Source organism: Streptomyces sp. NPDC004721, from assembly GCF_053601495.1.
On the sequence record NZ_JBSGBZ010000086.1, the window covers coordinates 1 to 23,473 of the forward strand.

Annotated in this window: 21 protein-coding genes, 1 tRNA gene and 1 pseudogene; 4 read left to right on the top strand and 19 right to left on the bottom strand. The window is 73.0% G+C overall.

Annotation, left to right across the window (positions count from 1 at the left end; all coding sequences use genetic code 11):
- Positions 1-197: 197 nt before the first annotated feature.
- Positions 198-271 (bottom strand) — tRNA-Pro (locus ACWEK3_RS38980).
- Between the two features lie 150 nt (positions 272-421).
- Between ACWEK3_RS38980 and ACWEK3_RS38985 the strand changes: the two genes are divergently transcribed.
- Positions 422-1,129 (top strand): transketolase, encoded by a 708-nt coding sequence (locus ACWEK3_RS38985; RefSeq protein WP_453251923.1) that lies wholly within the window; start codon positions 422-424, stop codon positions 1,127-1,129.
- A gap of 87 nt (positions 1,130-1,216) precedes the next feature.
- Positions 1,217-2,170, top strand: coding sequence for a transketolase family protein (locus ACWEK3_RS38990; protein ID WP_450547287.1), 954 nt, complete (start codon positions 1,217-1,219; stop codon positions 2,168-2,170).
- 65 nt (positions 2,171-2,235) lie between these two features.
- Here the strand turns inward: ACWEK3_RS38990 and ACWEK3_RS38995 are convergent, their stop codons facing one another.
- The 11 genes from ACWEK3_RS38995 to ACWEK3_RS39045 form a co-directional block, all read right to left on the bottom strand.
- Complete coding sequence (locus ACWEK3_RS38995) at positions 2,236-3,663, bottom strand: MFS transporter (RefSeq protein ID WP_450547286.1); 1,428 nt, start codon at positions 3,661-3,663, stop codon at positions 2,236-2,238.
- Positions 3,664-3,786: 123 nt separating this feature from the next.
- Positions 3,787-4,146, bottom strand: a complete 360-nt coding sequence (locus ACWEK3_RS39000) for an MmcQ/YjbR family DNA-binding protein (protein WP_390874831.1) — start codon at positions 4,144-4,146, stop codon at positions 3,787-3,789.
- 72 nt (positions 4,147-4,218) lie between these two features.
- Positions 4,219-5,121, bottom strand: a complete 903-nt coding sequence (locus ACWEK3_RS39005) for a LysR family transcriptional regulator (protein ID WP_390725489.1) — start codon at positions 5,119-5,121, stop codon at positions 4,219-4,221.
- A 42-nt stretch (positions 5,122-5,163) separates the two neighbouring features.
- Entirely contained in the window at positions 5,164-6,363 is a 1,200-nt protein-coding gene (locus ACWEK3_RS39010) for a glycine C-acetyltransferase (protein ID WP_450547284.1), read from the bottom strand.
- Positions 6,364-6,418: 55 nt separating this feature from the next.
- Positions 6,419-7,447, bottom strand: coding sequence for an L-threonine 3-dehydrogenase (gene tdh / locus ACWEK3_RS39015; RefSeq protein WP_453251924.1), 1,029 nt, complete (start codon positions 7,445-7,447; stop codon positions 6,419-6,421).
- 198 nt (positions 7,448-7,645) lie between these two features.
- On the bottom strand, positions 7,646-8,236 hold the full coding sequence (locus tag ACWEK3_RS39020) for a GAF domain-containing protein (RefSeq protein ID WP_453251925.1): 591 nt from the start codon (positions 8,234-8,236) through the stop codon (positions 7,646-7,648).
- A 74-nt stretch (positions 8,237-8,310) separates the two neighbouring features.
- The gene (locus ACWEK3_RS39025) at positions 8,311-8,931 is read right to left on the bottom strand and encodes a GTP-binding protein (protein WP_453251926.1); all 621 of its coding nucleotides are present in this window, start codon (positions 8,929-8,931) and stop codon (positions 8,311-8,313) included.
- Positions 8,909-9,286, bottom strand: coding sequence for a DUF742 domain-containing protein (locus ACWEK3_RS39030; RefSeq protein WP_450547282.1), 378 nt, complete (start codon positions 9,284-9,286; stop codon positions 8,909-8,911). The genes ACWEK3_RS39025 and ACWEK3_RS39030 overlap by 23 nt, the downstream gene beginning before the upstream one ends.
- Positions 9,283-9,717 (bottom strand): roadblock/LC7 domain-containing protein, encoded by a 435-nt coding sequence (locus ACWEK3_RS39035; RefSeq protein WP_390725493.1) that lies wholly within the window; start codon positions 9,715-9,717, stop codon positions 9,283-9,285. Before ACWEK3_RS39035 ends, ACWEK3_RS39030 begins: the two co-directional genes overlap by 4 nt.
- Positions 9,718-9,794: 77 nt before the next feature.
- Complete coding sequence (locus tag ACWEK3_RS39040) at positions 9,795-12,242, bottom strand: ATP-binding protein (RefSeq protein ID WP_453251927.1); 2,448 nt, start codon at positions 12,240-12,242, stop codon at positions 9,795-9,797.
- A gap of 555 nt (positions 12,243-12,797) precedes the next feature.
- Positions 12,798-14,006 carry an MBL fold metallo-hydrolase gene (locus tag ACWEK3_RS39045; RefSeq protein ID WP_450547392.1) on the bottom strand — a complete coding sequence of 403 codons (1,209 nt, stop codon included), beginning with the start codon at positions 14,004-14,006 and terminating at the stop codon, positions 12,798-12,800.
- 126 nt (positions 14,007-14,132) lie between these two features.
- Between ACWEK3_RS39045 and ACWEK3_RS39050 the strand changes: the two genes are divergently transcribed.
- On the top strand, positions 14,133-14,777 hold the full coding sequence (locus tag ACWEK3_RS39050) for a carboxymuconolactone decarboxylase family protein (protein ID WP_450547391.1): 645 nt from the start codon (positions 14,133-14,135) through the stop codon (positions 14,775-14,777).
- Between the two features lie 924 nt (positions 14,778-15,701).
- On the opposite strand, the gene ACWEK3_RS39055 is transcribed toward ACWEK3_RS39050, so the two are convergent.
- Together ACWEK3_RS39055 and ACWEK3_RS39060 are read right to left on the bottom strand one after the other, a co-directional pair.
- The gene (locus ACWEK3_RS39055) at positions 15,702-16,487 is read right to left on the bottom strand and encodes an SGNH/GDSL hydrolase family protein (protein ID WP_453251930.1); all 786 of its coding nucleotides are present in this window, start codon (positions 16,485-16,487) and stop codon (positions 15,702-15,704) included.
- Between the two features lie 143 nt (positions 16,488-16,630).
- Positions 16,631-18,100 (bottom strand): annotated as a pseudogene (locus ACWEK3_RS39060) (alpha-galactosidase); the annotation flags it as partial.
- Positions 18,101-18,276: 176 nt separating this feature from the next.
- On the opposite strand from ACWEK3_RS39060, the gene ACWEK3_RS39065 reads away from it, so the two are divergent.
- Positions 18,277-19,074, top strand: a complete 798-nt coding sequence (locus tag ACWEK3_RS39065; RefSeq protein ID WP_453251928.1) for a tyrosine-protein phosphatase — start codon at positions 18,277-18,279, stop codon at positions 19,072-19,074.
- Between the two features lie 19 nt (positions 19,075-19,093).
- Here the strand turns inward: ACWEK3_RS39065 and ACWEK3_RS39070 are convergent, their stop codons facing one another.
- From ACWEK3_RS39070 to ACWEK3_RS39090, 5 genes are all read right to left on the bottom strand, one after another.
- A complete protein-coding gene (locus tag ACWEK3_RS39070) occupies positions 19,094-19,216 on the bottom strand; it encodes a DUF6126 family protein (RefSeq protein ID WP_141356258.1) in 123 nt (40 codons plus the stop codon).
- Complete coding sequence (locus tag ACWEK3_RS39075; protein WP_450547389.1) at positions 19,213-19,836, bottom strand: helix-turn-helix domain-containing protein; 624 nt, start codon at positions 19,834-19,836, stop codon at positions 19,213-19,215. The genes ACWEK3_RS39070 and ACWEK3_RS39075 overlap by 4 nt, the downstream gene beginning before the upstream one ends.
- A gap of 74 nt (positions 19,837-19,910) precedes the next feature.
- Positions 19,911-21,293: an aspartate aminotransferase family protein gene (locus ACWEK3_RS39080; RefSeq protein ID WP_450547388.1), complete on the bottom strand. Its 1,383-nt coding sequence runs from the start codon at positions 21,291-21,293 to the stop codon at positions 19,911-19,913.
- Positions 21,290-23,227 carry a 1-deoxy-D-xylulose-5-phosphate synthase gene (gene dxs / locus ACWEK3_RS39085; RefSeq protein WP_453251929.1) on the bottom strand — a complete coding sequence of 646 codons (1,938 nt, stop codon included), beginning with the start codon at positions 23,225-23,227 and terminating at the stop codon, positions 21,290-21,292. The genes ACWEK3_RS39080 and dxs overlap by 4 nt, the downstream gene beginning before the upstream one ends.
- Before the next feature lie 30 nt (positions 23,228-23,257).
- A partial coding sequence (locus ACWEK3_RS39090; RefSeq protein WP_450547386.1) for a flavodoxin-dependent (E)-4-hydroxy-3-methylbut-2-enyl-diphosphate synthase occupies positions 23,258-23,473 on the bottom strand: 216 nt, incomplete at its 5' end.

Consider the following 23,473-nt stretch of genomic DNA (forward strand, 5'->3'; position numbering starts at 1 on the left):
GAACGGCTCGTCCCCGGCCCGCACCGCCTCGGCGGCCAGCTCGACCGCGCGCTCCAGATGCCGCAGCTCGACGGCGTTCGGTTCGATGAGGGTCACGATGTCTCCTTCGGGCGGCACGTCGCGGGCACGTCGGCAGGAAAACCGAAAGGGCCGTACCAGATCACTCTGATACGACCCTCGACCTGCCTCTTCGCAAGTCGGGACGACAGGATTTGAACCTGCGACCCCTTGACCCCCAGTCAAGTGCGCTACCAAGCTGCGCCACGTCCCGTTGCCCATCTGACCTGGGGTTTCCCCTGGCCGAACGCGCAGGAAAACAATACCGCACTCAGGTCGGTGGTCGCGCACGGGTTTTGGTCCGGGCGGTGTCGGGACGACGGGACTTGACCTCAAGTTTGGTTGAGGTCGCACCATCGTCGGCATGACGACCACCGAGGAGACCGAACGCGCCCGCGGTTACGCCGACCTGCCCCGGCTGATGGGTCTTATGACGGGCGACGAGAAGCACGGCCCGGCGGCCACGTCCACGCTGGACGTGCTCTGGGTGCTCTACGACCGGGTGCTCAGGGTCCGCCCGGAGCAGCGGGACGACCCGGAGCGGGACCGTTTCCTGCTGTCGAAGGGGCACGGCCCGATGGCGTACTACGCGGTGCTCGCCGCGAAGGGCTTCGTGCCGGTCGACTGGTTGCCGGACTTCGGCGCCTACGACTCGCCGCTCGGCCACCATCCGGACCGCACGCTGGTGCCGGGCGTCGAGATCGGCAGCGGGTCGCTCGGCCACGGACTGCCCATCGCCGTCGGCACGGCCGTGGGGCTGCGCGCCCAGGGGCTGAACCGGCCCCGGGTGTGGGTGCTGACCGGGGACGCCGAGTTGGACGAGGGCAGCAACCACGAGGCCATCGCGTACGCCGGGCCCGCGGGGCTCGAACAGCTGCACACCGTCGTCGTCGACAACGCCTCCGCCAGCCATGCCCGTCCCGGCGGGATCGCGGCCCGTTTCGAGGCGGCGGGCTGGTCGACGGCGAGCATCGACGGCCGCGACCACGAGGCCCTGTACGCCGCGTTCACCGCGCCGCATCCGGGCCGCCCGCACGTGGTGGTGGCCCGGGTGGAGCCGAAGAACCCCTGAGCCGTAACCGCTGAGCAGGCCTCCGTCTCCCCCCGACTCTCCCCGCGGCTTTCCCCCGATTTCCCGACACAGAAGGGCTCGACCTCCATGGACACCATGCGTGACCGTCTCGCACCGGCCGTCTCGCGCCTGCTCGACGAGGATCCGCGGGTGGCGGTCGTCATCGCCGAGATCGGCAAGGACGGCTTCGCCGACGCACGGCGCCGACATCCCGACCGGGTGATCAACGTCGGCATCCGCGAGCAGCTCCTCGTCGGCGTCGGCGCCGGGCTGGCGCTGACCGGGATGCGACCGGTGCTGCACACCTTCGCGAGCTTCCTCGTCGAGCGCCCCTTCGAGCAGGTCAAACTGGATCTCGGGCACCAGGGCGCGGGCGCGGTGCTGGTCAGCGCCGCCGCCTCCTTCGACTGGCCCGCGGGCGGCTACACCCACATGGCACCGGGCGACGTGGCGCTGCTCGACACCCTGGACGGCTGGACCGTCCATGTGCCCGGGCACCCGGACGAGGCCGAGACGCTGCTGCGGCACGCGGTCGCCGCGGGCGACGACAAGGTCTACGTACGGCTGTCCGTGCAGTCGAACGCGCACCGCCGCCCGGTCGACGGCGAGCACTTCGCGACGGTCCGCGAGGGCCGCTCGGGTGTGGTGGTCGCCGTCGGTCCCCTGCTCGACACGGTGCTCACCGCGACGGAGGGCCTGGACGTCACGGTGCTGTACGCGACGACCGTACGGCCCTTCGACGCGGCCGCGCTGCGCCGGGCCACCCAGGCGGCCGGTACGGACGTCGTCCTGGTCGAGCCGTACCTCGCGGGCACGTCGACCTCGGCGGCGAACGACGCGCTCCGCGACGTCCCGCACCGCATCCTGGGGCTCGGTGTGGGCCGCGCCGAACTGCGGCGCTACGGAACCGCCGAGGAGCACACCGCCGCGCACGGGCTCGACGCCCGGTCGTTGCGGGAGCGGATCTCGGCGTTCCTCGGGACCCGGGCCGGGGCGGGCACCATGGGCACCTCGGACGCCGCGGACACCTCGGGCGCCTGAAGGCGTCCGCGCGGAGGCCGTGCGGCGGAGGCCGTGCAGCGGTGGCCGGGCCGGAGTCGCCGTCGTCAGCGCCGCTCGGGGTGCGTGCGCCCGGGGGCCGCGTCCGCAGTCCCGTCCTGCGCGTGCGGGCGGTGGGCGCCGCGCGCGTCGGCCCGTATCAGGCCGCGTATCGCGGGCACCGCCAGCAGGGCCGTCGGCACGACGAGGCTCATCGCGGCGGACACCAGCAACACGTGGTCCGCACCCAGGGCGGTGGCGGCGGGACCGGCCAGGGCCTGGCCCACGGGCATCATGGCGAGGGAGCCCGCCACGTCGTAGGCGTGGATGCGATTGAGGACGTCGGACGGGACCTGGGTCTGGACGCTGGTCGCCCACATCACGCCCCAGAACGACATGCCCGCCCCGGCGACGGCGGCGCCCGCCGCCATGGCCGGCACCCCGAAGCCGGCCCCGACCGTCGCCGGGAAGCCGACGAAGGCGAACAGGGCGAACGCGCCGGCGCGCAGCATACGGCGGGGACGCAGCCGCAGGGCGAGGAAGCCGCCGACGACGGTGCCGGCGCCGAGGGCGGAGTTGATCAGGCCGTAGGCGCGCGGGCCGTGCTGCTGGACCACTTCGGTGGCCACCAGCGGGACGGTCGGGCCCCAGACCGCGATCATGTAGAGGCACCACACGGCGATGACGCCCCAGAGCCAGGTCCGGGCCCTGAACTCCCGCCATCCTTCGACCAGATCCGCTTTGAAGGCACCGGTCGCGGTGCCGTCCGGGGTGCGGTCGGGGGCGCCGGTCCGGATGAGCGGGGGCAGCCGGAGCAGGAGCAGGCACAGGGCGCTGACCCCGTAGGTGGCGGCGTGCGCCGCGAACACCCCGCCGGGTGAGGCGAAGCCGACGAGCAGGCCCGCGGCGGCGGGGCCCGCGAGCTGGGCCGCGGACTCCGCGATCCGTATGGCGCCGTTGGCCGCCTGGACGTCGGAGGCGAGCCGGGGCACCGTACTGGCCACGCCGGGCTGGAACACGGCGCCCGCCACGCCGTTGACGAGGCCGATCACGCAGATCTCCCAGAGCACCACGTGCCCGGAGTAGAACAGCACGGCGGCCAGGGCCTGGGTGCCGAGCCGCACCAGGTCGGCGCCGATCATCAGCTTGCGGGTGCTGAACCGGTCGGCGATGACCCCGCCGAAGACCACGAGCCCGGCGAAGGCGGCGGCCGTCGAGGCCATGGCGAGGCCGACCGCGCCCGCGCCGTACCCGTGCTGGAGCAGGCCCGCGGCGAGCGCGACCGGCAGCATGGTGTCGCCGAGCCGGGCGACCGCCCGCGCGACGAAGAACAGCGCGAAGTCCCGCGACCACACCGGCCGCACGCGACCGCCGTCGCCGACTTCAGCCCCGGCTTCCACTCGAATCCCGGCCCCAGCTCCGGCCCCGGCCCCGGCAACGAGGTCATCCCGCCCCGCCGCCTCCCCCGGCGACGACTGCGACGACGTCCCGGTCATCCCTCCGACGCTCCCCTCCCCGACCGATCCCCCACTCCCCGGCCGACCGCGGCCCCTCCCGCGCCGGCCGGCCCCACTGCCTCCGGATCATGCCACGGCCCACCGACAACGCCCGAGGGGTTTTCAGCGGGCGGTGGGCAGTCCCAGCCCGGGATGGGCCTCCAGCAGCCGCGGCGGAGCCGCCTGGCGCCAGGAGTCGGCGAGGATGTCACGCAGCTCGTCCTCGTCCTCCAGCGCCGCGAGCCGGACCCGTACCCAGGCGAACTGCGCCTCGTGGCCGGCGATCCAGAACTTCTCCGGCTCGGCCAGGACCAGTTCGTCGCGCTCTTCCTTGGGACAGCGCACGGCGATGGAGGTCTCCTCCTCCGGCAGTGTGGCGAACATCTTCCCCGCGACCCGGAACGTGGGCATGCTCCAGGCGATCTTCTCCGTGGTGTCCGGCAGGGACAGGGCGATACGGCGTACGTCATGGGCATCCGGCATGCCCCGCACGCTAACCCCTCGCACTGACAGCCATCCCCAAGGAGACCGGGTGCGGCCGGGCGCGGCCGGGCGCTACGCCCGCGCCGCCTCGTCCAGGGCCTGGAGCACCGGGCGGATCAGCGGGTGCCCCTCGGCTCCCCGGCGCACCGCCGCGAAGACCCGGCGGGTGGGCGCCACTCCGTCCACGGGGCGGACGACCACGCCCGTGAGGTCCATGCCGCGCAGTGCGGAGCGCGGGACGAGGGCCACGCCCGCGTCGGCCGAGGCGAGGGCCACGACGGCGCGGAAGTCGTCGGAGGAGTGTTCCAGACGGGGCTGGAAGCCCGCGCTCTCGCAGGCCAGGACGACCACGTCGTGGCAGGGATTGCCGGGATAGGGGCCGATCCAGGTGTCCTTGGCCAGCTCGGCGAGCGGCACCTCGGCGGCGTCGGCCAGCCGGTGACTGACTGGGACGACCGCGTCGAACGGCTCGGCGTACAGCGGTACGTGGGTCAGCCGGGGGTCGTCGGCGGACGGCGCGCCCCGGTACTCGACGGCGACCGCCACGTCGACCTGCCGGTCCAGCACCATCGGCAGGCTGGCGTCGCCCTCCGCGTCCTGCACGCGGATGCGGATGCCGGGCGCCGTCCCCGCCAGTCGGGCCACCGCGGGCGCCACCACCTGCGCGATGCCGGTGGCGAAGGCGGCGACCGTCACCGTGCCGGCCTCGCCGGAGCCGTAGGCGGCGAGTTCGGCCTCCGCCCGCTCCAGCTGGGCGAGGACCGCGTTGGTGTGGCTGAGCAGGATCTCTCCGGCCGGTGTCAGCCGTACGCCCTTGGCGCCGCGCTCGACCAGCCGGTGGCCGGTCTCCTGCTCCAGGGCCGTGAGCTGCTGTGAGACGGCCGAGGGCGTGAGGTAGAGCGCGGCGGCAGCGGCTGTCACCGTGCGGTGGTCGGCCACCGCACGGAGGATGTGCAGCCGCCGCGCTTCGATCATGCGACCGATTATCGCAAGACCTGCGACCGGTCGGCCTCCGGCTCAGCCCTCCAGCTCGGCGCGCGCCGCGACGAACGCGTCCACCACGCGGTTCACGTCCTCGGTGGAGTGCGCCGCGGACAGCTGCACGCGGATGCGGGCCTGACCCTGCGGCACGACCGGGTAGGAGAAGCCGATCACGTACACGCCGCGCTCGAGCAGCAGCTCCGCCATACGGCCCGCCCTGGCCGCGTCACCGATCATCACCGGGGCGATGGCGTGGTCGCCGGGGAGGATGTCGAAGCCCTCCTCGGTCATCCGGCGGCGGAACAGCGCGGTGTTCTCGGCGAGCCGGACCCGCAGGTCGTCCGCGGACTCCAGCAGGTCCAGCACCTTCAGGGAGGCCGCCGCGATCACCGGGGCGAGCGTGTTGGAGAACAGGTACGGCCGGGAGCGCTGGCGCAGCAGGGCGACGATCTCGGCGCGGGCGGCGACGTAGCCGCCGGAGGCGCCGCCGAGCGCCTTGCCGAGGGTGCCGGTGATGATGTCCACGCGGTCCATGACACCGTGCAGTTCGGGGGTGCCGCGGCCGCCGGGGCCGACGAAGCCGACGGCGTGGGAGTCGTCGACCATGACCATGGCGTCGTAGCGGTCGGCCAGGTCGCAGATCTCGCGCAGCGGCGCCACATAGCCGTCCATCGAGAACACGCCGTCGGTGACGACCAGCTTGCGGCGCGCCCCGCCCTCGGTGGCCTCCTTCAACTGCCGCTCCAGGTCCGCGAGATCGCGGTTGGCGTAGCGGAAGCGGCGGGCCTTGGACAGCCGGATGCCGTCGATGATCGAGGCGTGGTTGAGGGCGTCGGAGATGACCGCGTCCTCCGGGCCGAGCAGCGTCTCGAACACGCCACCGTTGGCGTCGAAGCAGGAGGAGTAGAGGATCGTGTCCTCCTGGCCGAGGAACGACGACAGCCGGGCCTCCAGCTCCTTGTGCACCTCCTGGGTGCCGCAGATGAAGCGCACGGAGGCCATGCCGTAGCCCCAGCGGTCCAGGGCCTCGTGGGCGGCGGCGACGACCTCGGGGTGGTCGGCGAGGCCGAGGTAATTGTTGGCGCAGAAGTTGAGGACCTCGCCGGGACGGCCGCCCGCGGTGACCTCGACGGTCGCGGACTGCGGGGTGCCGATGACCCGCTCGGGCTTGTGCAGCCCGGCGGCGCGGATCTCGTCGAGGGTGGCGCGCAGGTCGTCGCGCACGGAGTCGAACATCAGGGTGCTCCTTGAAGGTGCCGGCGGAAGAGCGGCGGAAGAAGGGGGTACGCGGTCACACGGTCCAGTCGAGGATGATCTTTCCGCCCTTGCCGCTCGCGGCGTCGGCGAAGGCCGTCTCGAAGTCCTCGTAGCCGTATCGGCCGGTGACGACGGGGGCGAGGTCGAGGCCGCCCTCCAGCAGCACCGACATGGCGTACCAGGTCTCGAACATCTCCCGGCCGTAGATGCCCTTGATGGTGATCATCGAGGTGACGACGCGGGCCCAGTCGACGGGGAACTCCTGGGCGGGCAGGCCGAGCATGGCGATCTTGCTGCCGTGCGTCATGTTCGCGATCATGTCGCGCATCGCCTCGGGGCGGCCGGACATCTCCAGGCCGACGTCGAAGCCCTCGCGCAGGCCGAGCGTGCGCTGCCCCCCGGCGATCGTGTCCCGGGAGACGTCGAGAGCGAGGCTCACGCCGATCTTGCGGGCCAGTTCCAGCCGCTCCTCGCTCACGTCGGTGATGACGACGTTGCGCGCGCCCGCGTGCCGCGCGACGGCGGCCGCCATCAGGCCGATCGGGCCGGCGCCGGTGATCAGGACGTCCTCGCCCACCAGCGGGAAGGACAGCGCGGTGTGCACGGCGTTGCCGAACGGGTCGAAGATCGCGGCGATGTCGAGGTCGACGGGGACGCGGTGCACCCAGACGTTGGCGGCGGGCAGGGCGACGTACTCGGCGAACGCGCCGTCGCGTCCCACGCCGAGTCCGACGGTGGCCCGGCACAGGTGGCGGCGTCCAGCCAGGCAGTTGCGGCACTTGCCGCACACCAGGTGGCCCTCGCCGCTGACCCGGTCACCGGGCTTGATGTCGGTGACGTCGGCGCCGGTCTCGACGACCTCGCCGACGAACTCGTGCCCGACCACGAGCGGGGTGCGGATCGCCTGCTGGGCCCAGCCGTCCCAGGCCCGGATGTGCAAGTCGGTGCCGCAGATGCCGGTCCGCAGGACCTTGATCAGTACGTCGCCGGGTCCGATGGCGGGCTCGGGGACGTCCGCGAGCCACAACCCGGGCTCCGCCTTCTGCTTGACCAGCGCCTTCAACGCTACCGCTCCTGTGGTTCCGGCCCCGGGTCCGGGCATGCCGGGGCAGCCCGCGTCCGGGGAGAGGGGTGGATTCCGTTAGCAATCTGCCGTACTGCGGCACGCTGGTCCATCGAGGATTTCTTAAACGCGGCCACAGCTCCGCTTCACGCCGTCCGCGAGCGCGCTCGCGCCCGGTGCGAGGCCTTCGCCCGGCCGTCAGAACAGGAAGCCCTCGGTCTCCCGGCGCTCCAGCCGCGGGGCGAGTTCCGCCGCGGCCGCCTTGATGGTCCGAAGCCCCTCCCTGCCCCACGGCCGCGGCTCGACGTCGACGACGCACACCGTGCCCAGCACCATCTGCGTACTGTCGATCAGCGGGGCGCCCAGATAGGAGCGGATGCCGAACTCGTCCACGATCGGGTTGCCCGCGAACCGCGGGTAGTCGCTGACGTCCTCCAGCACCAGCGCCTTGCGCCGCACCACGACATGCGGGCAGAAGCCGTGGTCGCGGGCCAGGCGGCGGCCTAGTTCACGCCGGCTTCCGTCACCGTCGGCGCCGGTGTCGACGGTCAGGACGTCGCGTTCGGGCCGGTGCAGTCCGGCGAAGAAGTGCCCTTCCACGCCGAGGAAGTTGACCATCGCGTACGGCGCCCGGGTGAACGCGGCGAGGCGGTCGGCGTAGGCATCGAGGGCGGGCTCGGGCCGCTCCCCCAGGCCCAGGCGCCGCAGTCGCTCGGTGCGGGCGGGGGCCTCTTTGTCCTCGGGGGTCAGCAGCAGGCGACCGGCCGGGCGGGGCGGGTCGTAGCTCATGGCCGGGCTCCGTCGCTGTCGGCGTATGTCATGTACGGGCTCCGTGACGGTGTGCGGGGATCAGTGTGCCGGGGTCACCTGTGCGCGCCCTGGCTCGGTGCGGGGACGGCGGGTGCGTGGGCGATGAGATGCCGGACGAGGGTCAGCAGGGTCTGGATGCCCGAACTGGAGATACGGGCGTCGCAGGGGACCACGGGGATCCGCGGGTCGAGATCGAGGGCCGCCCGCACCTCCTCCGGGTCGTAGCGGTGGGCGCCGTCGAACTCGTTGACCCCGACGACGAATGCGAGGCCGCGCCGTTCGAAGAAGTCGACGGCGGCGAAGCACTCCTCCAGCCTGCGGGTGTCGGCGAGGATCACCGCGCCCAGGGCGCCCTCGCACAGCTCGTCCCACATGAACCAGAACCGTTCCTGGCCGGGTGTGCCGAACAGGTAGAGCACGTGCTGCGGGTCGAGGGTGATGCGGCCGAAGTCCATCGCGACGGTCGTCTCGACCTTGTGCTCCACGCCGTCCAGGTTGTCCGTGGCCGCGCTGACCGTGGTGAGCAACTCCTCCGTGCTCAGCGGCGCGATCTCGCTGACCGCGCCGACGAAGGTCGTCTTGCCCACCCCGAACCCTCCCGCCACCAGGATCTTCAGCGCGGTGGGGAAGGGATCGAGGCCGCCGTCGTAGTCAGAGCTGTCGTCGTAGTCCATCGAGCACTGCCTCCAGAAGAGCCCGGTCGGTGGGGTGGTGTTGGTACGCGGGGGGCCTGGTGGTCAGCGCCCCGCAGTCGACGAGGTCGGACAGCAGCACCTTGGTCACCACGGCCGGCAGCTTCAGATGGGCGGCGACCTCGGCAACGGGGAGGGGTCCGCGGCACAGGTCGAGTGCCTGGCCGTGCTCCGGGCCGAGGTAGGCCAGCGGTGTCACCCCGGTGGCCATCACCTGCGACATGAGGTCGAGCGCGATGCTGGGCCGGGTGCGGCCGTCGCTGACGGTGAAGGGGCGCACCAGCCGTCCGGCCGCGTCGTCGAGCCAGGGCCTGTCGCCGGCCGCCGCCGCGCTCAAGGCCGCAGCGCCCGGGATTCGACGGAATGCTGCCGGGGCGCGGTCTCGAGGTAGGGGCGGACGCTCTTGACCAGCATCGCCATCTCGTAGCCCAGCACCGCCGCGTCGGCCTCGCGGCCGGCGAGCACGGCGAGGCAGGTGCCGGTACCGGCGGTGGTGACGAACAGCAGCGTCGAGTCGAGTTCGACGACGACCTGCCGCACCTCGCCGCCGTCGCCGAAGCGGACGCCGGCGCTGCGGCCGAGGGAGTACAGGCCGGAGGCCAGGGCGGCCATGTGGTCGGCGCTGTCGTGGTCGAGGCCGTGGACGGACTTCACCAGCCCGTCGCAGGACAGCAGGACCGCGCTGGTGGTGTGCGGTACGCGCTGCACGAGGCCACTCATCAGCCAGTCGAGGTCGGAGACACGGCCGGTCGGCACATCGCTCGCCATGGTGGATCGACTCCTTGGGGTCCGAAGGTCTGCGCAAGCGCTGGGGTCGGGAGTGGTGGCGGGGCTGGGCGGACTGGTCATTCGGCCGGCTCGCTCCCGTCGTGCCGGAGGGTGAGGTGCTGCCCTGGCAGGAGCACGGGCCGCGTCTCCGCCGGCCCGGACGCGTCCAGGGGGCGGGCGCCGCCCGGCGGGTGCGGCTCGTGCGGGCGGGCCGGCTCCGCGGCGGCCGGCTCCCGGCGCTGCTCCGTCTCGGCGCGTCCCATCCCGCGCCGGAAGGCCGCCATCAGCCCGGGGTCGTGGCCGACGACGTACTCGGATTCCTGGCGCGGCAGCGGACCACCGCGCAGTTGCGGCACGAGGTGCTCCTGGGCGCGCCGCCGGGGCAGTTGGGGCTTCTCCATGGTTCCGCGCACCGCTCCGGCGCGCGGAACGGGGGGCTCACCGAAGTCCGCCGCCGCGGCGGCCCGCTCGGCGGGCCGGATGCCCGGCACGGCCTCCGCGGGAGTGTCCTGCCCTTCGCGCGCCGTTCGCCGCGGCAGGGGATCGAGGTGATCGCCGTTGGCGGACTCGACGGACCGCACGTCGTCGCCGGGCGAGATGGGGACGGGGGCGGGGGCGGGCAGCAGATCGCCGCCGGGTGCGGGGGGTGGCGTGTCGCCCCTGGACAGGGGCATGGGCATGGGCGTGTGGCTCCCGGGAGCGGGCGCGGGTACGGGCACAGGTGTGTCGCCCCCAGACACAGGCCCAGGCATGGGCATGGGTTTGGACATGGGCGTGTCACCCCCGGACATCGGGGCGGGTACGGACACCGGCATGTCGCCACCGGACATCGGCCCAGGCATGGACACAGGCATCTCGCCCCCAGACACGGGCCCAGGCACGGACATGGGCGTGTCGCCCCCCGACACAGGCGTGACGGGTCCGGCGTCGCCGTTCACGCGGGATACGACGGGCGGCGGCAGAACGCCTCCGTACGCGCCGGCGACGCGACCCGCGTCGTGGGCACCGGCGCCCGCCACGGGGTGCATCCCGCCGTCGCGTCGGCGCGTGTCGCCGGGGCGGGCGGGGGCGCCGAGCAGGCCGGTGACGGGGCTCGGCGCGGGTCGTACGCCGTTGCCGTGCATGCCTCGCACAGGCTCCCCGCGACCGCCGGACACGGCCGGGGCGCGGTGGGTGCCGCCGCCGTTCAGGGCCGGTGGGACAGCGTGCGCGTGTCCGCCGTCCGGGAGCGACGGAGCGGCGCTCGACGGGTACGGCGCCGGGGCCGCGGGCCGCATGCCGGTGTCCAGCGCCCCGAATGACGTGCCGGAGGCTCCCGTCGACGTTCCCAGCAGTGCCTGCGGCACGACGACGACCGCCTGCACACCGCCGTAGATGTTGGTCTGCAGGCGGACGGTGATGCCGTGCCGCCTGGCGAGCTGGGAGACCACGTACAGCCCGATGCGGCCGTCGGCGAGCAGGCTCGCGACGTTGACCTGGTCGGGGTCTGCCAGCAGGGCGTTCATCCGGACCTGCTCGCCGACCGGCATGCCCAGGCCCCGGTCCTCGACCTCCACCGCGAGTCCTGAGGTGACGAGGTTGGCATGCAGCAGGACCTGGGTCTGCGGGGCGGAGAACAGCGTGGCGTTCTCGACGAGTTCGGCCAGCAGATGGATCACGTCGGCGACGGCGTGGCCGCGCAGCCGCCCCTCGATCGGCGGGGCGAGCTTGACCCGCGAGTACTGCTCGACCTCGGCGATGGCCGAGCGCAGCACCTCCGTCATGCAGACCGGGTTGCTCCACTGGCGCCGGGAGACGGCGCCGCCGAGTACGGCGAGGTTCTCGGCGTGCCGGCGGACCCGGGTGGCGAGGTGGTCGACATGGAAGATGCCCTTGAGCAGGTCCGGGTCCTCGATGTCGTTCTCCAGCTCGTCGAGGGTGGAGATCTCCCGGTGCACCAGGGACTGGAGGCGCCGGGCGAGATTGACGAAGACCTCCAGTTTCTGTTCGCTGCCCGTCTGGCTGGACAGCTGGGCGGCCTGCACGACGGCGGCGACGGCCCCGTCGTGGGCGCGCGCCAGGTCGGCGGCGAGCAGGTCGACCTCGTCGGCGTACTCCGGCGGGCCGCCGCGCGACGTGCGCCGCGGCGGGGCCTCGCCCTGGCGCAGGGCGTCGACGAGGGCGCGCAGTTCGGCCTCGCGGCGCGCGGTGCCGCGGCGCAGGACGCCGATCCGGTCGTGCACCGACCGGGCGGCCCGGCCAGCGGCGACGGCGGCGATCGCGATGCCCGCGAGCGTGACTGCGAACGCTCCGGCGAGCACGGCCCACAGGACGAGACCGGGGCGTGCGCCGGTGGAGCGCACGGTGAAGAGCACGGCCGCGCCGGCGCTGAGCGCGACCGAGGTCGGCGGCAGCACCGCCAGGCGCAGCAGCCGCGGCCGTAGACGGGTCTCGGGCAGCGAGCAGACGGTGCGGGTGACCGGGCGCCCGTGCCGCCCGCCCTCACGGCGGTCTGCGCGGGCGGCCGGTGCACGGAGGTGAGACATCTGTTCCTCGTACGGGTCCGTCGGGCCTGTGTACTCGCGCCCGGGGCGCGAGCGGGCATGCGCCATCGCGGTGCCGGTCGACAGCGGCGCGTGTACGGCCCCGCGTCGCCCCACGGCCACTCACAGTAGTCACCAACGCGCCAAGCAAGGTGGACAGTTAACGAAATCCCCCGGGAAACGTCCCGCTCTGGTATGAGCGTTCGCACGACAGAGCGAGCACCCGCGCCGCCACACACCAGCGAACCGAAATACATCGATCCCACCTGGTCAGAACCGGTCACGAACGGACGGCGGGGCCGGAGAGGCATAGCCCCTCCGGCCCCGCCGTCCATGCGGCCTCGTCCAGCCTCGTCCCGCCTCGTCCCGCCTCGTCCGGCCGGAACGATCTCGGCCCCTCCCCTGCCCGACCAGCGCCTTCGGCACCGTCACGCGCTGTGTCGGTCCGCGCTCAGGCCGACCGGGCCGGGAGCGAGCCCGACGGCCACCGGCACCACCACCTCACGGCCCCGGCCGGGGACCGCCGCGTCAGAACCTGGGAGTCACCCGGATCCGGCGTCACCGCTCGCCGGCGAGATCGAGATCGCTCGGGACGGTCGGCGCGGCCGGCGCGGTCGGGGCGGCCTCCGGCTCCTTGGCGCTGTGCCACGGGTGGGAGAGGGGCGCGGACACCGGCCGCCACCACGGCTCCGCGGGCACCTTGCCCGAGGGCTCGAAAGGCTCCCCCGGCCGCGGGAGCGCCACTGCCTGCCCCGCCGCCTCGGCGGCGTCCTTGGTCCACTCGCCGGGCTCGGCCCAGGCGTGCGGGGCGAGGGTGAAGGTGCCCCAGTGGATCGGCAGCAGCACACCGGACGGCGTGTTCCCCTGCAGGTCGAGGTGGGCTCGGACCCCCTCCTCGGGCGTCATGTGGATGTCCGGCCAGAACTCGGAGTACGCGCCGATCTGGATCATCGTCGCGTCGAACGGGCCGTGGTCCGCGCCGATCTGCCGGAAGCCGTCGAAGTAGCCGGTGTCACCGCTGTGGTAGATCCGGTGCTCCTCGCCCTCGACGGCCCAGGAGGCCCACAGGGTGTGCTGGGTGTTGCGCAGGGCCCGGCCGCAGAAGTGGCGGGCGGGGGTCGCGGTGAGGGTGAGCCCGCCGACCCTGGTGGCCTCGTGCCAGTCCAGTTCGCGCAGGCGGTCGGCGGACACGCCCCAGTGCTCCAGGTGGGCGCCGACGCCGAGGGGTACGGCGAACACAGTGTCCGTGCCGGCCAGCGCCTTGATGGTGGGCAGGTCCAGGTGGTCATAGTGGTCGTGGGAGATGACGACGACGTCGACCGGGCCGAGCGCGGCCAGCGGCAGCGGCACCGGGTGCAGCCGCCGGGGCCCGACGAAGGGGAACGGCGAGCATCGCTCGCCCCACACGGGGTCGAAGAGCACCCGCTGCCCGTCGATCTCCGCGAGGACGCTGGAATGTCCCATCCAGGTCAGCCGCAGACCGCTGGCCGCGGGTTTCGCCAGGTCGGCGAGTGTGGTGGCGTGCATGGGCACGGTGCCGCGCGGGGCGCGGCGGCGGCGCTCGTCCTTGTCGAGGTAGCGCCTCGCGAAGGCCGGCGTCGAGCCGGAGGGCCGGGTCCGGGCGGGACCCCCGGGGTTTTGGAAGACGCCGTCCTTGAAATGGGGTGATCTGCGGATGCGCGCCATGCGCTCTCCGCTGGGGTCGGCGCCGAAGGCCTCGGGCCGCAGTGCACGGAGCCCCGGGTTCGAAGGACGGAATCCTGCCACGCTACCTCCAGGTGGAGTCGGTCAGGCTTTCCATTATGTCGGGCCCCTCCGACGGTCCGGATGTCACACCGGCGCGCTCCCGTCCGTCGTACCGGTGCAGGCACCCGCGAGGTGCTCACGGAACCGATGCAACTGGAGGTGGCCGCCATGGCCCGCGTCTCGCTCACCCCGCCCCGCACCCGCTTGTTCCGCCTGGTCGAGTGGTACAGCAGGCGCGTCTACGGCAAGGTGCTGGACCCCGCCCGGGCGCTCGCGCACAATCCGCGGGTCCTGTGGAGCGATCTGCGGTTCGAGCAGTCGCTGGCGAAGTGGAACAGGCTCGACCCCGATCTGAAGGCGCTCGCCGAGATGGCGTCGGCGGCGGCGATCGGCTGCTCGTGGTGCATGGACTTCGGCTACTGGGTCGCCCGGGAGCGCGGCATGGCGCCCGAGAAGCTGCACGACGTCCCAGCATGGCGGGACAGCGACGCCTATACGCCGCTGGAGCGCGACGTCCTCGCGTACGCCGAGGCCATGACGGCCACGCCGCCCACGGTGGACGACGACCTGGCCGCCCGCCTGCGCGACCGGCTGGGCGAGCCGGCCCTGGTCGAGCTGACGGCGGTGGTCGCGGTCGAGAACCTGCGCTCACGCATGAACTCCGCACTGGGCCTGACGAGCCAGGGCTTCAAGGACTCCTGCGAGGTCCCGGAATCCGCACGGGCCACGGACAACGCACCGACACGGCACCCCGGCCCCGGCACTGCCGCCGAGGGCCGGGTCTCGCCCTGACCGCGTGCGGCCCCGGCGACCAAGCTGGGTGAGCGCGTGACAAGCCTCCGCTCGCACACGGCCCACAGCGCCCCGCGCTGATACGGCCGACGAGGACGGCCCAGGGCTGAAGGGCGGATCGAGCCTGGATGCCCGGAGCCTCCCCTGGCAGCGGAAGGCGTCCGTCACCGGCCCGACGCAAAGGAAGGCCGGCGGGCACGTTCCGCCGCCCGGATCCGGGCAGCGCCACCGGACGGGACGGCCGTGGGCTTGGGGCGGCGGCCGGACGAAGCGGCCGTCACCGGCCCAGGCGCGGAGAGCGGATACCGGCGGCCGCGTTCCGCCCCCCCCGATCCCGGCGGTGCCACCCCGCATCCCACGGCTTCCCGGACGGGACAGCACCGCGGCTGACGGGCGGCGGCTGCCAGACTCCCGGCGATCCCACCCCGCGACCCACCACCCTGCCGGACGGAACGGCCGCCCCCGCCGACGAGCCGCGGTGCAGACTCCCGCATCCCCGGCCCGATGCAGCCCGACGAGGCGGCCGACAGGGGCCCCGGCACGGAGGGTGATGGGGACAAGCCCGCCGCCCGGAGCCCGGCGGTCCCACCCCGCGTGCGACGGCCCCGCCGGACGGAACGGCCGCCCCCGCCGACGAGCCGCGGTGCAGACTCCCGCATCCCCGGCCCGATGCAGCCCGACGAGGCGGCCGGCAGCGGCCCCGGCAGGGACAGTGGGTGACGCCGGGCCCGCTCCACCGTCCGTAGCGCGGCGGTCCCACCCCGTGTCCGACGGCCCCGCCGGACGGAACCGCCCCGCGGCCGACGAGCGGCGAGGCGGGCCCCCGTGCCGGAGCCGGATGCGGCACGGGCTCCCGCGAGCGGAGCCGGATGCGGCTCCGCCCAGGTGCCGGGCCCGGGTGGGAGGCGTTGGGTCTCTGTGGGTTCAGGCCACCGACGCGATCCGGGTCCTGATGGCGTCGGGGGACAGGGCGCCCTTGGCCGTCACGTGGTCGCCGGAGGACTCGCCGCGCAGTCGGCGGCCGATCCACGGCACCAGGTACTCGCGCGCCCAGTGCACGTCGTCGCGGCGGACCTCCAGCGTGCCGCGGGGCGGCAGCGGCGGCCAGGGCTGCTCCGGGTCGGCCGGGACGTCGAGTCCGAGGACCTGGCCGGCGCGCAGCGCCACGCGCGTGTGCCCGTCGGGCGAGAGGTGCAGGCGGTCGTCGTCCCAGGCGCGGCGGTCCTGGACGGCCTTCAGCGACCACAGGTCGAGCACCGGGCAGTCGTAGCGGTCGGCGATGGCCCGTACATGCCCGTTGTACGTGGCGATCTCGCCGCGCAGATGCTTGAGCAGGGGCACGCCCCGCGTGTCGAAGCCGGTGGTCACCATGACGGTGCCCGAGACGGCGGCGAGCCGCGAGACCGCCTCCTCGAAGCGCTCGGCCACCTCGTCCGGGTCGGTGCCGGGGCGGATGATGTCGTTGCCGCCGGCGCAGAACGAGACCAGGTCGGGGGCGAGTTCGACGGCCCGTGAGACCTGGTCCGCCACGATCTGGTCGAGCAGTCTCCCGCGCACGGCGAGGTTGATGTACTGGAAGCCGCCCTCGGGCCGCCGGTCGGCGAGCAGGACGGCGAAGCGGTCGGCCCAGCCGACGAACGCCCCGTCGGGGCCGGGGTCGCCGACGCCCTCGGTGAAGCTGTCCCCCACCGCCACGTACGACCCGATCACTGATCTGCTGTCACTCTTCGAATCGTCTGCCACGTCGGCCCATGATTCACCTTCGAATGTGACCTACGCGACCGTAGGAAGGGATTGACGGCCGGTGAGAAAAGCCACTTCGGCCGATCGCCCCCGGCGGGAATACGCGGACCCTCCGTACGGGACAGGACGCCGAGGTCGATCCGGCCGCCGCCGCCCGAGCAGGACTCGAAGGCGACGCCGGGGTGCGCGGCCCGCAGCCGGTCCAGCAGGGCGTACAGCGCGCGCACATGGTCGGTCCACAGCCGCTGCGGGTACGGCTCGCCGGGCCAGCCCGCGTCGGTGAAGCAGCGGTTGAAGTCCCACTTCACATAGTCGATCGGGGCGCCGGAGAGCAGACCGTGCAGCCGCTCCCACAGATGCTCGCGCACGTCCTCGCGCGCGAGGTTGAGGACGAGCTGGTTCCGGAACTCCGTCCGCGTGCGCCCCGGTTGGTGCTGCACCCAGTCGGGGTGCGCGCGGTACAGGTCGCTGTCGGGGTTGACCATCTCCGGCTCGACCCAGATGCCGAACCCCATGCCGAGGCCGTGCACCTGGTCGGCGAGCGGCTTCAGGCCGCCGGGGAACCGGTCGGGGTTGGGCCACCAGTCGCCGAGCCCGGCACGGTCGCTGGTGCGGGCGCCGAACCAGCCGTCGTCGACGACGAACAGTTCCACGCCGATCGCCGCCGCCCGCCGCGCGAGCGCCCCCTGCTGCTCCTCGGAGATGTCGAACCCGATGGCCTCCCAGGAGTTGTAGAACACACGGCGGGTAGGCGTGCCAGCGGCTCGCGCCGCCGTGTCCGCCGTCGCTCCACAGTCCGGCGAAGACGGGGCTGGTGTACGTCTCTCCGGCCGGGAGCATCAGCAGCCCCGAGTCGTCGTGCCCGGCGCCCCCGGTGATCTGCACGCGCGCGTCCGGGAGCTGGCGCCAGGAGCCGGACCAGCCCAGGGCGCAGCCGTAGACCTCGCCGTGCTCCTCGGTGGCGTCGGTGTCCAGGGCGACCCACGGCAGGTGCTGGTGGCCAGTGTGGCCGCGGCGGCTGCCGAGGACCTTCTCGCCGCAGGTGAGGCCGCTGCGCACCAGGCGGGACTCGGCGGCCCAGCGGCCGTGCAGCTGGGACAGCCGCCAGCCCTCGCGGTCGGGCAGGGTCCAGGTGGCGGAGTCGGCGCGCAGCACTTCCACGGCTTCGGGCCCCCGGTTGGCGAGGGTGACCCGGCGCTCGACGACGTCCCCGCGCATCCGGTAGCGGAGTGTGATGTCCAGCCCCGAGTCGTGGAACTGCAGCCGCAGTTCGTCGCCCTCGGTCCGGTACACCCCGAAGGTCCACTCGGTGCCGCGCCGTTCGGCGTGCGCACGGACAGCGCGGGCCGTACGAAGCGGGGGCCGCCCTCGACCGGGTACTCCTCGTGTCCGTCGAGTGGGGACTCGAAGGGCCGGGCGTCCGGCAGCGGACGGGCGGCAAGGGCCTCGGCGTCGGCGAGGGTGATCCTCGGGCCCCAGTGCAGGTGGAGCAGTTCGCCGCGTTCGGTGAGATGGACGGCGTAGCCGCTCGTGGGCCCGGTCAGCAGCCAGGTGCGGCCGTCGTCGGCGGTCTCCAGCATGTTCCGCCCCCCCCACAGGTCCGAACAGGTCCGCGCACGCACCGACATCATCGAGGCGCGCGGGCGCCGGGGCAACGCCCGTGGACAACCCCCGTTGCCCCGGGAAGCCATGTCGTATGGTCGAAGCCGTGCCCGCCGACGCGCCGTGACGGCGGGACCGAAAGGGAGGAGTCCCCGTGACGCAGCAGGTCCCCTCGACCGAGCCCGAGCTGGCCGCAGTGCGCAACTTCCGTGATGTGGGCGGGCTGCCGACCGTGGACGGCCGGCGGGTGCGGCACGGGATGCTGTTCCGCAGTGGCCATCTCGCGCACGCGACGGACGAGGACGCGTCCTTCCTCGGCTCGCTGGGCCTGCACACGATCTTCGACTTCCGCAACGCGGCCGATGTGAAGTTGGAGGGTCCGGACGTCGAACTGCCGGGTGTGCGCCATGTGAACCTGCCGCTGAGCGACCCGGCCGACGGGGCCGAGTTCTGGAAGATGGTCCGCGACGGAGACCTCGACGAGCTGCGCTCCGTCCTGGACGACGGCAAGGGCGCGCACCGGATGATCGCGTCCTACCGCGTGCTCATCAAGGAGCGCACCGGCGAGCACTCCCGGGTGCTGCACGCGCTCGCCGAGGACTGCGTGCCGGTCCTGATGCACTGTGCGGCGGGCAAGGACCGCGCGGGCCTGTCGATCGCCGTGACCCTTCTCGCCCTCGGCGTGGAGCGGGACGCGATCCTCGCCGACTACCTGGAGTCGAACGCCAAGCACCGCCGCTACAAGGTGCACCGCAGCAACACCTCGGCCGCGGCCTACTCCCCCGAGGTCATGGACCTGCTCAGCCCTCTGTTCGAGGCGCGTGCCGAGTACCTGGCGGCGGCCCTGGAGACCATCGAGGAGACCTGGGGCGGCGTCGACTCCTATCTGGAGCGGGGGCTGCGGCTGGCTCCCGACACCCGGGAGCGGCTGCGCGAGCGCCTGCTGGACTGACGGCCCGTCACATGGGCCGTCACTTGGAGCCGCCGACCGAGAACAGGAACCAGACGAACCCGGCGAAGAAGTGCCCGACGACGGTGTAGATGACGAGCCGGACCCACAGGGCGCGCGGGAACTTCTCTTCCAGGTTGCTCATGGCATGTCTCCGATGTGGGGGCCCAGGCACAGCGCGGCCGTGGGACTCTGCAACAGGGTGTGGACGAAGAGGAGCTCGACCCCGTCCGGGCTCTCGGCCGCGATGCGGTGCGGGGTCAGCGAGTCGAAGTGCGCACTGGTGCCCGGCACGAGCAGGTGCGTGGCGTCCCCGAGGCGGAGCCTGAGGTGCCCCTTGAGGACGTACAGCCACTCCTCGCCGGGGTGCACGCGCACGATGTCGCCCTGGGAGCCGTGCGGGACGCGGACCCGCAGGGCCTGCATCCCGCGGCCGGACGCGCCGGCCTGCCAGTACGTCCAGCCGCCGGCCCGCGTCGGCTCCATGTCCTCGGCGCGCACGACCGCGTCCCGGTCGGCGACGGTCTCGCCGAGCAGTTCGGAGACGGTCGTACCGTAGACACGGGCGAGCGCGAGCAGCATCGGCAGCGAGGGCTGGCGCTGCCCGGTCTCCAGGCGGGAGAGATGGGCGGGCGACAGTCCGGCGGCGCGGGCCGCGGCCTCCAGGGTCAGTGCGGCACGGCGGCGCAGCGCACGCAGTTGCGGCGCGACGGCGGGCAGGTCCGCGGCCTGCCCCGCCGAGGGCTGGGACTCTGGAGGGCTCATACCTCCATTTCAGCGCCACTTTGCCCCTAAGGCAAATTCCTTGCCTCAGAGGCAAAGCCTTTGTCCGGCTCCGCTCACCGGTTGGCGACGGCCTGCTTGACCAGCGTCTTTCCGAAGTCCCACATCAGCCCGCCGCCGTGCGCGTCGTCCATCACGGCGGTGAAGGCGTCCACGAACCGGTCGACCTCCGTCTCCCCGACGACCAGCGGCGGGATCAGCTTGATCACCTCCAGGTGGTCGCCGGAGACCTGGGTCAGGATACGGTGCCGCTGCAGCAGCGGGACGACCACCATCTGCGCGAACAGTCCCTTGCGGGCCGCCTGGAGCATGGTCCAGCGCCCGCGCAGTTTCAGCGACCTCGGCCGGCCGAACTCGATGCCGATCATCAGGCCCCGGCCGCGCACGTCGGCGAGCAGCTCGTACCGGTCGGTGAGCGCCGCCAGCCGGGACTTCAGCAGCTCGCCCGTGGCCCGCGCGTTGGCCACGATCTGCTCGTTCTCCATCACGGACAGCACGGCCAGCCCCGCCGCCATGGCCTGGGCGTTGGACCCGAAGCTCGCCGAGTGGACCAGCACCCGGTCGATCGAGGAGTAGACCTTCTTGAAGATCCAGTCCCTGCCGAGGGTCGCGCTCACCGGCACATAGCCGCCGGACAGGGCCTTGGCCACGCAGACCAGGTCGGGCTCGACTCCGTCCTCGTGCTGGTAGGCGTAGAAGTCGCCGGTGCGACCCAGGCCGGTCTGCACCTCGTCGGCGATGAGCAGCGCCTTGTGCCGGTGCAGCAGCTCCTGCGCGGAGCGCAGCCAGCCGGGCGGGGCCTCGTGCACGCCCTTGCCCTGGATCGGCTCGACGATCAGGGCGGCCACGTCGCCCTTCCTCAGCTCCCGCTCGAGCGCGTCGAGGTCGCCGAGCGGGACGGCGGTGTCGGGCAGCAGCGGGGCGAACCCGTCCCGGAAGCCCTCCTCGCCGTTGACGGACAGCGAGCCGGCGGTCAGGCCGTGGAAGGAGTGCTCGCAGTACAGGATCCGCGGCCTGCCGGTGGCGCGGCGGGCGAACTTCAGCGCGGTCTCCACCGCCTCCGTGCCGCTGTTGCCGAAGAACACCCGGTCCAGGTGCGGGCTGTGCGCGAGCAGCCGCTCGGCCAGCAGCCCCGGCAGCGGCTGGCAGTCGAAGCGGGTGAGGTCGGCGAGCTGGGCGTCCAGCACGTCGTGCAGCGCCTTGCGGACGACGGGGTGATGGCGGCCCAGGCCCATCACCCCGAACCCGGAGAGCATGTCCAGGTAGTCGTTGCCCTCCGCGTCCCAGAAGTACGCGCCCTCGGCCCGCTCGTAGACCTTGTCGAAGCCGATGGTGTGCAGCATGCGCGGCAGTTGGTGGTTGAGGTGCCTGGCGTGCAGCTCGTAGCGCTCGGCGCCGCGCTCGGACAGCAGGGCGCCGAGGTCGAACTCCGTGGTCATTCGGTTGTCTCCTTGACTGCCATGACGGCCCCGGCGCCGTCCTGCGCCGGGATCGTCCCGGCCCGCTCCCGCACGGCCAGGCTCGCGCCGATCCGTCCGGCGACCTCGACCGGGGTGAGCCCGATGTCGGCCAGTACCTCCCCGCGCTTGGCGTGCGCGAGGAACTGCTCCGGGATGCCGAACCTCCGTACCGGTACGTCGACTTCGGCGTCACCGAGCGCCAGGGCGACCGCGGCGCCGACACCGGACGCACGGCTGTTGTCCTCGACCACGGCCACCAGCCGGTGCCCGGCGGCCAGGCCCGGCAGCGCCGGATCGACGGGCTTGACCCAGCGCGGGTCGACGACGGTGCAGCCGATGCCCCGCGCCTGGAGCAGTTCGGCGGCCTGGAGGCACACCGGCGCCATCACGCCGACGGCGACCAGCAGCACGTCGCGCCGCTCCGCCCGGTGCAGCACGTCCATGCCGCCGACGCGGCCCATGGCCTCGATCCGCGGGCCGGCCGACTCCTTGGGGAAACGGACCAGGGTCGGCGCGTCGTCGACGGCGACGGCCTCGCGCAGCTGGGCGCGCAGCTGGTCGGCGTCGCGCGGCGCGGCGATCCTGAGGCCGGGCACGACCTGGAGGACGGACATGTCCCACATGCCGTTGTGGGAGGCCCCGTCGACGCCGGTCACTCCGGCCCGGTCCAGGACGAAGGTGACCCCGCAGCGGTGCAGGGCCACGTCCATCAGGAGCTGGTCGAAGGCGCGGTTGAGGAAGGTGGCGTAGACGGCGACGACCGGGTGCAGACCGCCGGTGGCGAGCCCGGCCGCCGAGACGACCGCGTGCTGCTCGGCGATGCCCACGTCCCACACCCGGTCCGGGAAGCGCTCGGCGAACTTGCCGAGGCCCACCGGGTGCAGCATGGCGGCGGTGATCGCCACGACGTCGTCCCGCTCCTCGCCGATCTTCACGATCTCGTCGCCGAACACGGAGGTCCAGGACGGCCCGCCGGCGGGGGTGAGCGGCTCGCAGGTGAGCGGGTCCATCACGCCCACGGTGTGGAAGTGGTCCTCCTCGTGGGCGAGGGCGGGTTCGTAGCCGCGGCCCTTCTCGGTGAGGCAGTGGACCAGGACGGGGCCGTGGAAGCGTTTGGCCCGGCGCAGCGCCGACTCGACGGCCTTGATGTCGTGTCCGTCGATCGGGCCGAGGTACTTCAGTCCCAGGTCCTCGAACATGCCCTGCGGCGCGAACGCGTCCTTGAAGCCCTTCTTCGCGCCGTGCAGCGACTCGTAGAGGGTGTTGCCGACGACCGGGGTGCGCTGGAGGACGTCCTTGCCCCAGGCCAGGACCTTCTCGTAGCCGTCGGTGGTGCGCAGGGTCGCCAGGTGGTTGGCGAGGCCGCCGATGGTCGGCGCGTAGGAGCGCTCGTTGTCGTTGACGACGATGATCAGCGGCCGGTCCCGGGCGGCCGCGATGTTGTTCAGCGCCTCCCAGGCCATACCGCCGGTCAGCGCGCCGTCCCCGATGACGGCGACGACGTGTCCCGTCTCGCCCTGCACCTGGCGGGCCTTGGCGAGTCCGTCGGCCCAGCCGAGCGCCGTGGAGGCGTGGCTGTTCTCGATGACGTCGTGCTCGGACTCGTCCCGTGCCGGGTAGCCGGACAGCCCTCCCTTGCCGCGCAGCTTGGAGAAGTCCTGACGCCCCGTCAGGAGTTTGTGCACATAACTCTGGTGACCTGTGTCCCACAGGATCCGGTCGACCGGCGACTCGAAGACCCGGTGCAGCGCGACGGTGAGTTCCACCACGCCCAGGTTGGGCCCGAGGTGACCGCCGGTCCTGGCGACCGCTCGCACCAGGAACTCGCGTATCTCGTCGGACAGTTCACCCAGTTCCGCCTCGGACAGCGCCTTCAGGTCGCGTGGTCCCCGGATGCTCTCCAGAATGGTCACGCTGGGCCCCCTCTCGGTCCGTGCCGTACTTCAACTCACTGTGACTGTCGGTGTCCCGGTGCCGGTGCGGCCGCCGGCCGCGGCGTCGTCGTGCCCCATCTGCTCGGCGATCTTCATGGCCTCCTCGATCAGGGTCTCCACGATCTTCGATTCCGGGACGGTCTTGATGACCTGCCCCTTGACGAAGATCTGCCCCTTGCCGTTGCCGGAGGCCACACCCAGGTCGGCCTCACGGGCCTCACCGGG

Bases quoted from the DNA above. Each gene is read 5' to 3' on its own strand.
- ACWEK3_RS38985 (WP_453251923.1), top strand. From the start codon at position 422: ATGACGACCACCGAGGAGACCGAACGCGCCCGCGGTTACGCCGACCTG.
- ACWEK3_RS38990 (WP_450547287.1), top strand. From the start codon at position 1,217: ATGGACACCATGCGTGACCGTCTCGCACCGGCCGTCTCGCGCCTGCTC.
- ACWEK3_RS38995 (WP_450547286.1), bottom strand. From the start codon at position 3,663: ATGACCGGGACGTCGTCGCAGTCGTCGCCGGGGGAGGCGGCGGGGCGG.
- ACWEK3_RS39000 (WP_390874831.1), bottom strand. From the start codon at position 4,146: ATGCCGGATGCCCATGACGTACGCCGTATCGCCCTGTCCCTGCCGGAC.
- ACWEK3_RS39005 (WP_390725489.1), bottom strand. From the start codon at position 5,121: ATGATCGAAGCGCGGCGGCTGCACATCCTCCGTGCGGTGGCCGACCAC.
- ACWEK3_RS39010 (WP_450547284.1), bottom strand. From the start codon at position 6,363: ATGTTCGACTCCGTGCGCGACGACCTGCGCGCCACCCTCGACGAGATC.
- ACWEK3_RS39020 (WP_453251925.1), bottom strand. From the start codon at position 8,236: ATGAGCTACGACCCGCCCCGCCCGGCCGGTCGCCTGCTGCTGACCCCC.
- ACWEK3_RS39025 (WP_453251926.1), bottom strand. From the start codon at position 8,931: ATGGACTACGACGACAGCTCTGACTACGACGGCGGCCTCGATCCCTTC.
- ACWEK3_RS39035 (WP_390725493.1), bottom strand. From the start codon at position 9,717: ATGGCGAGCGATGTGCCGACCGGCCGTGTCTCCGACCTCGACTGGCTG.
- ACWEK3_RS39040 (WP_453251927.1), bottom strand. From the start codon at position 12,242: ATGTCTCACCTCCGTGCACCGGCCGCCCGCGCAGACCGCCGTGAGGGC.
- ACWEK3_RS39050 (WP_450547391.1), top strand. From the start codon at position 14,133: ATGCAACTGGAGGTGGCCGCCATGGCCCGCGTCTCGCTCACCCCGCCC.
- ACWEK3_RS39070 (WP_141356258.1), bottom strand. From the start codon at position 19,216: ATGAGCAACCTGGAAGAGAAGTTCCCGCGCGCCCTGTGGGTCCGGCTC.
- ACWEK3_RS39075 (WP_450547389.1), bottom strand. From the start codon at position 19,836: ATGAGCCCTCCAGAGTCCCAGCCCTCGGCGGGGCAGGCCGCGGACCTG.
- ACWEK3_RS39080 (WP_450547388.1), bottom strand. From the start codon at position 21,293: ATGACCACGGAGTTCGACCTCGGCGCCCTGCTGTCCGAGCGCGGCGCC.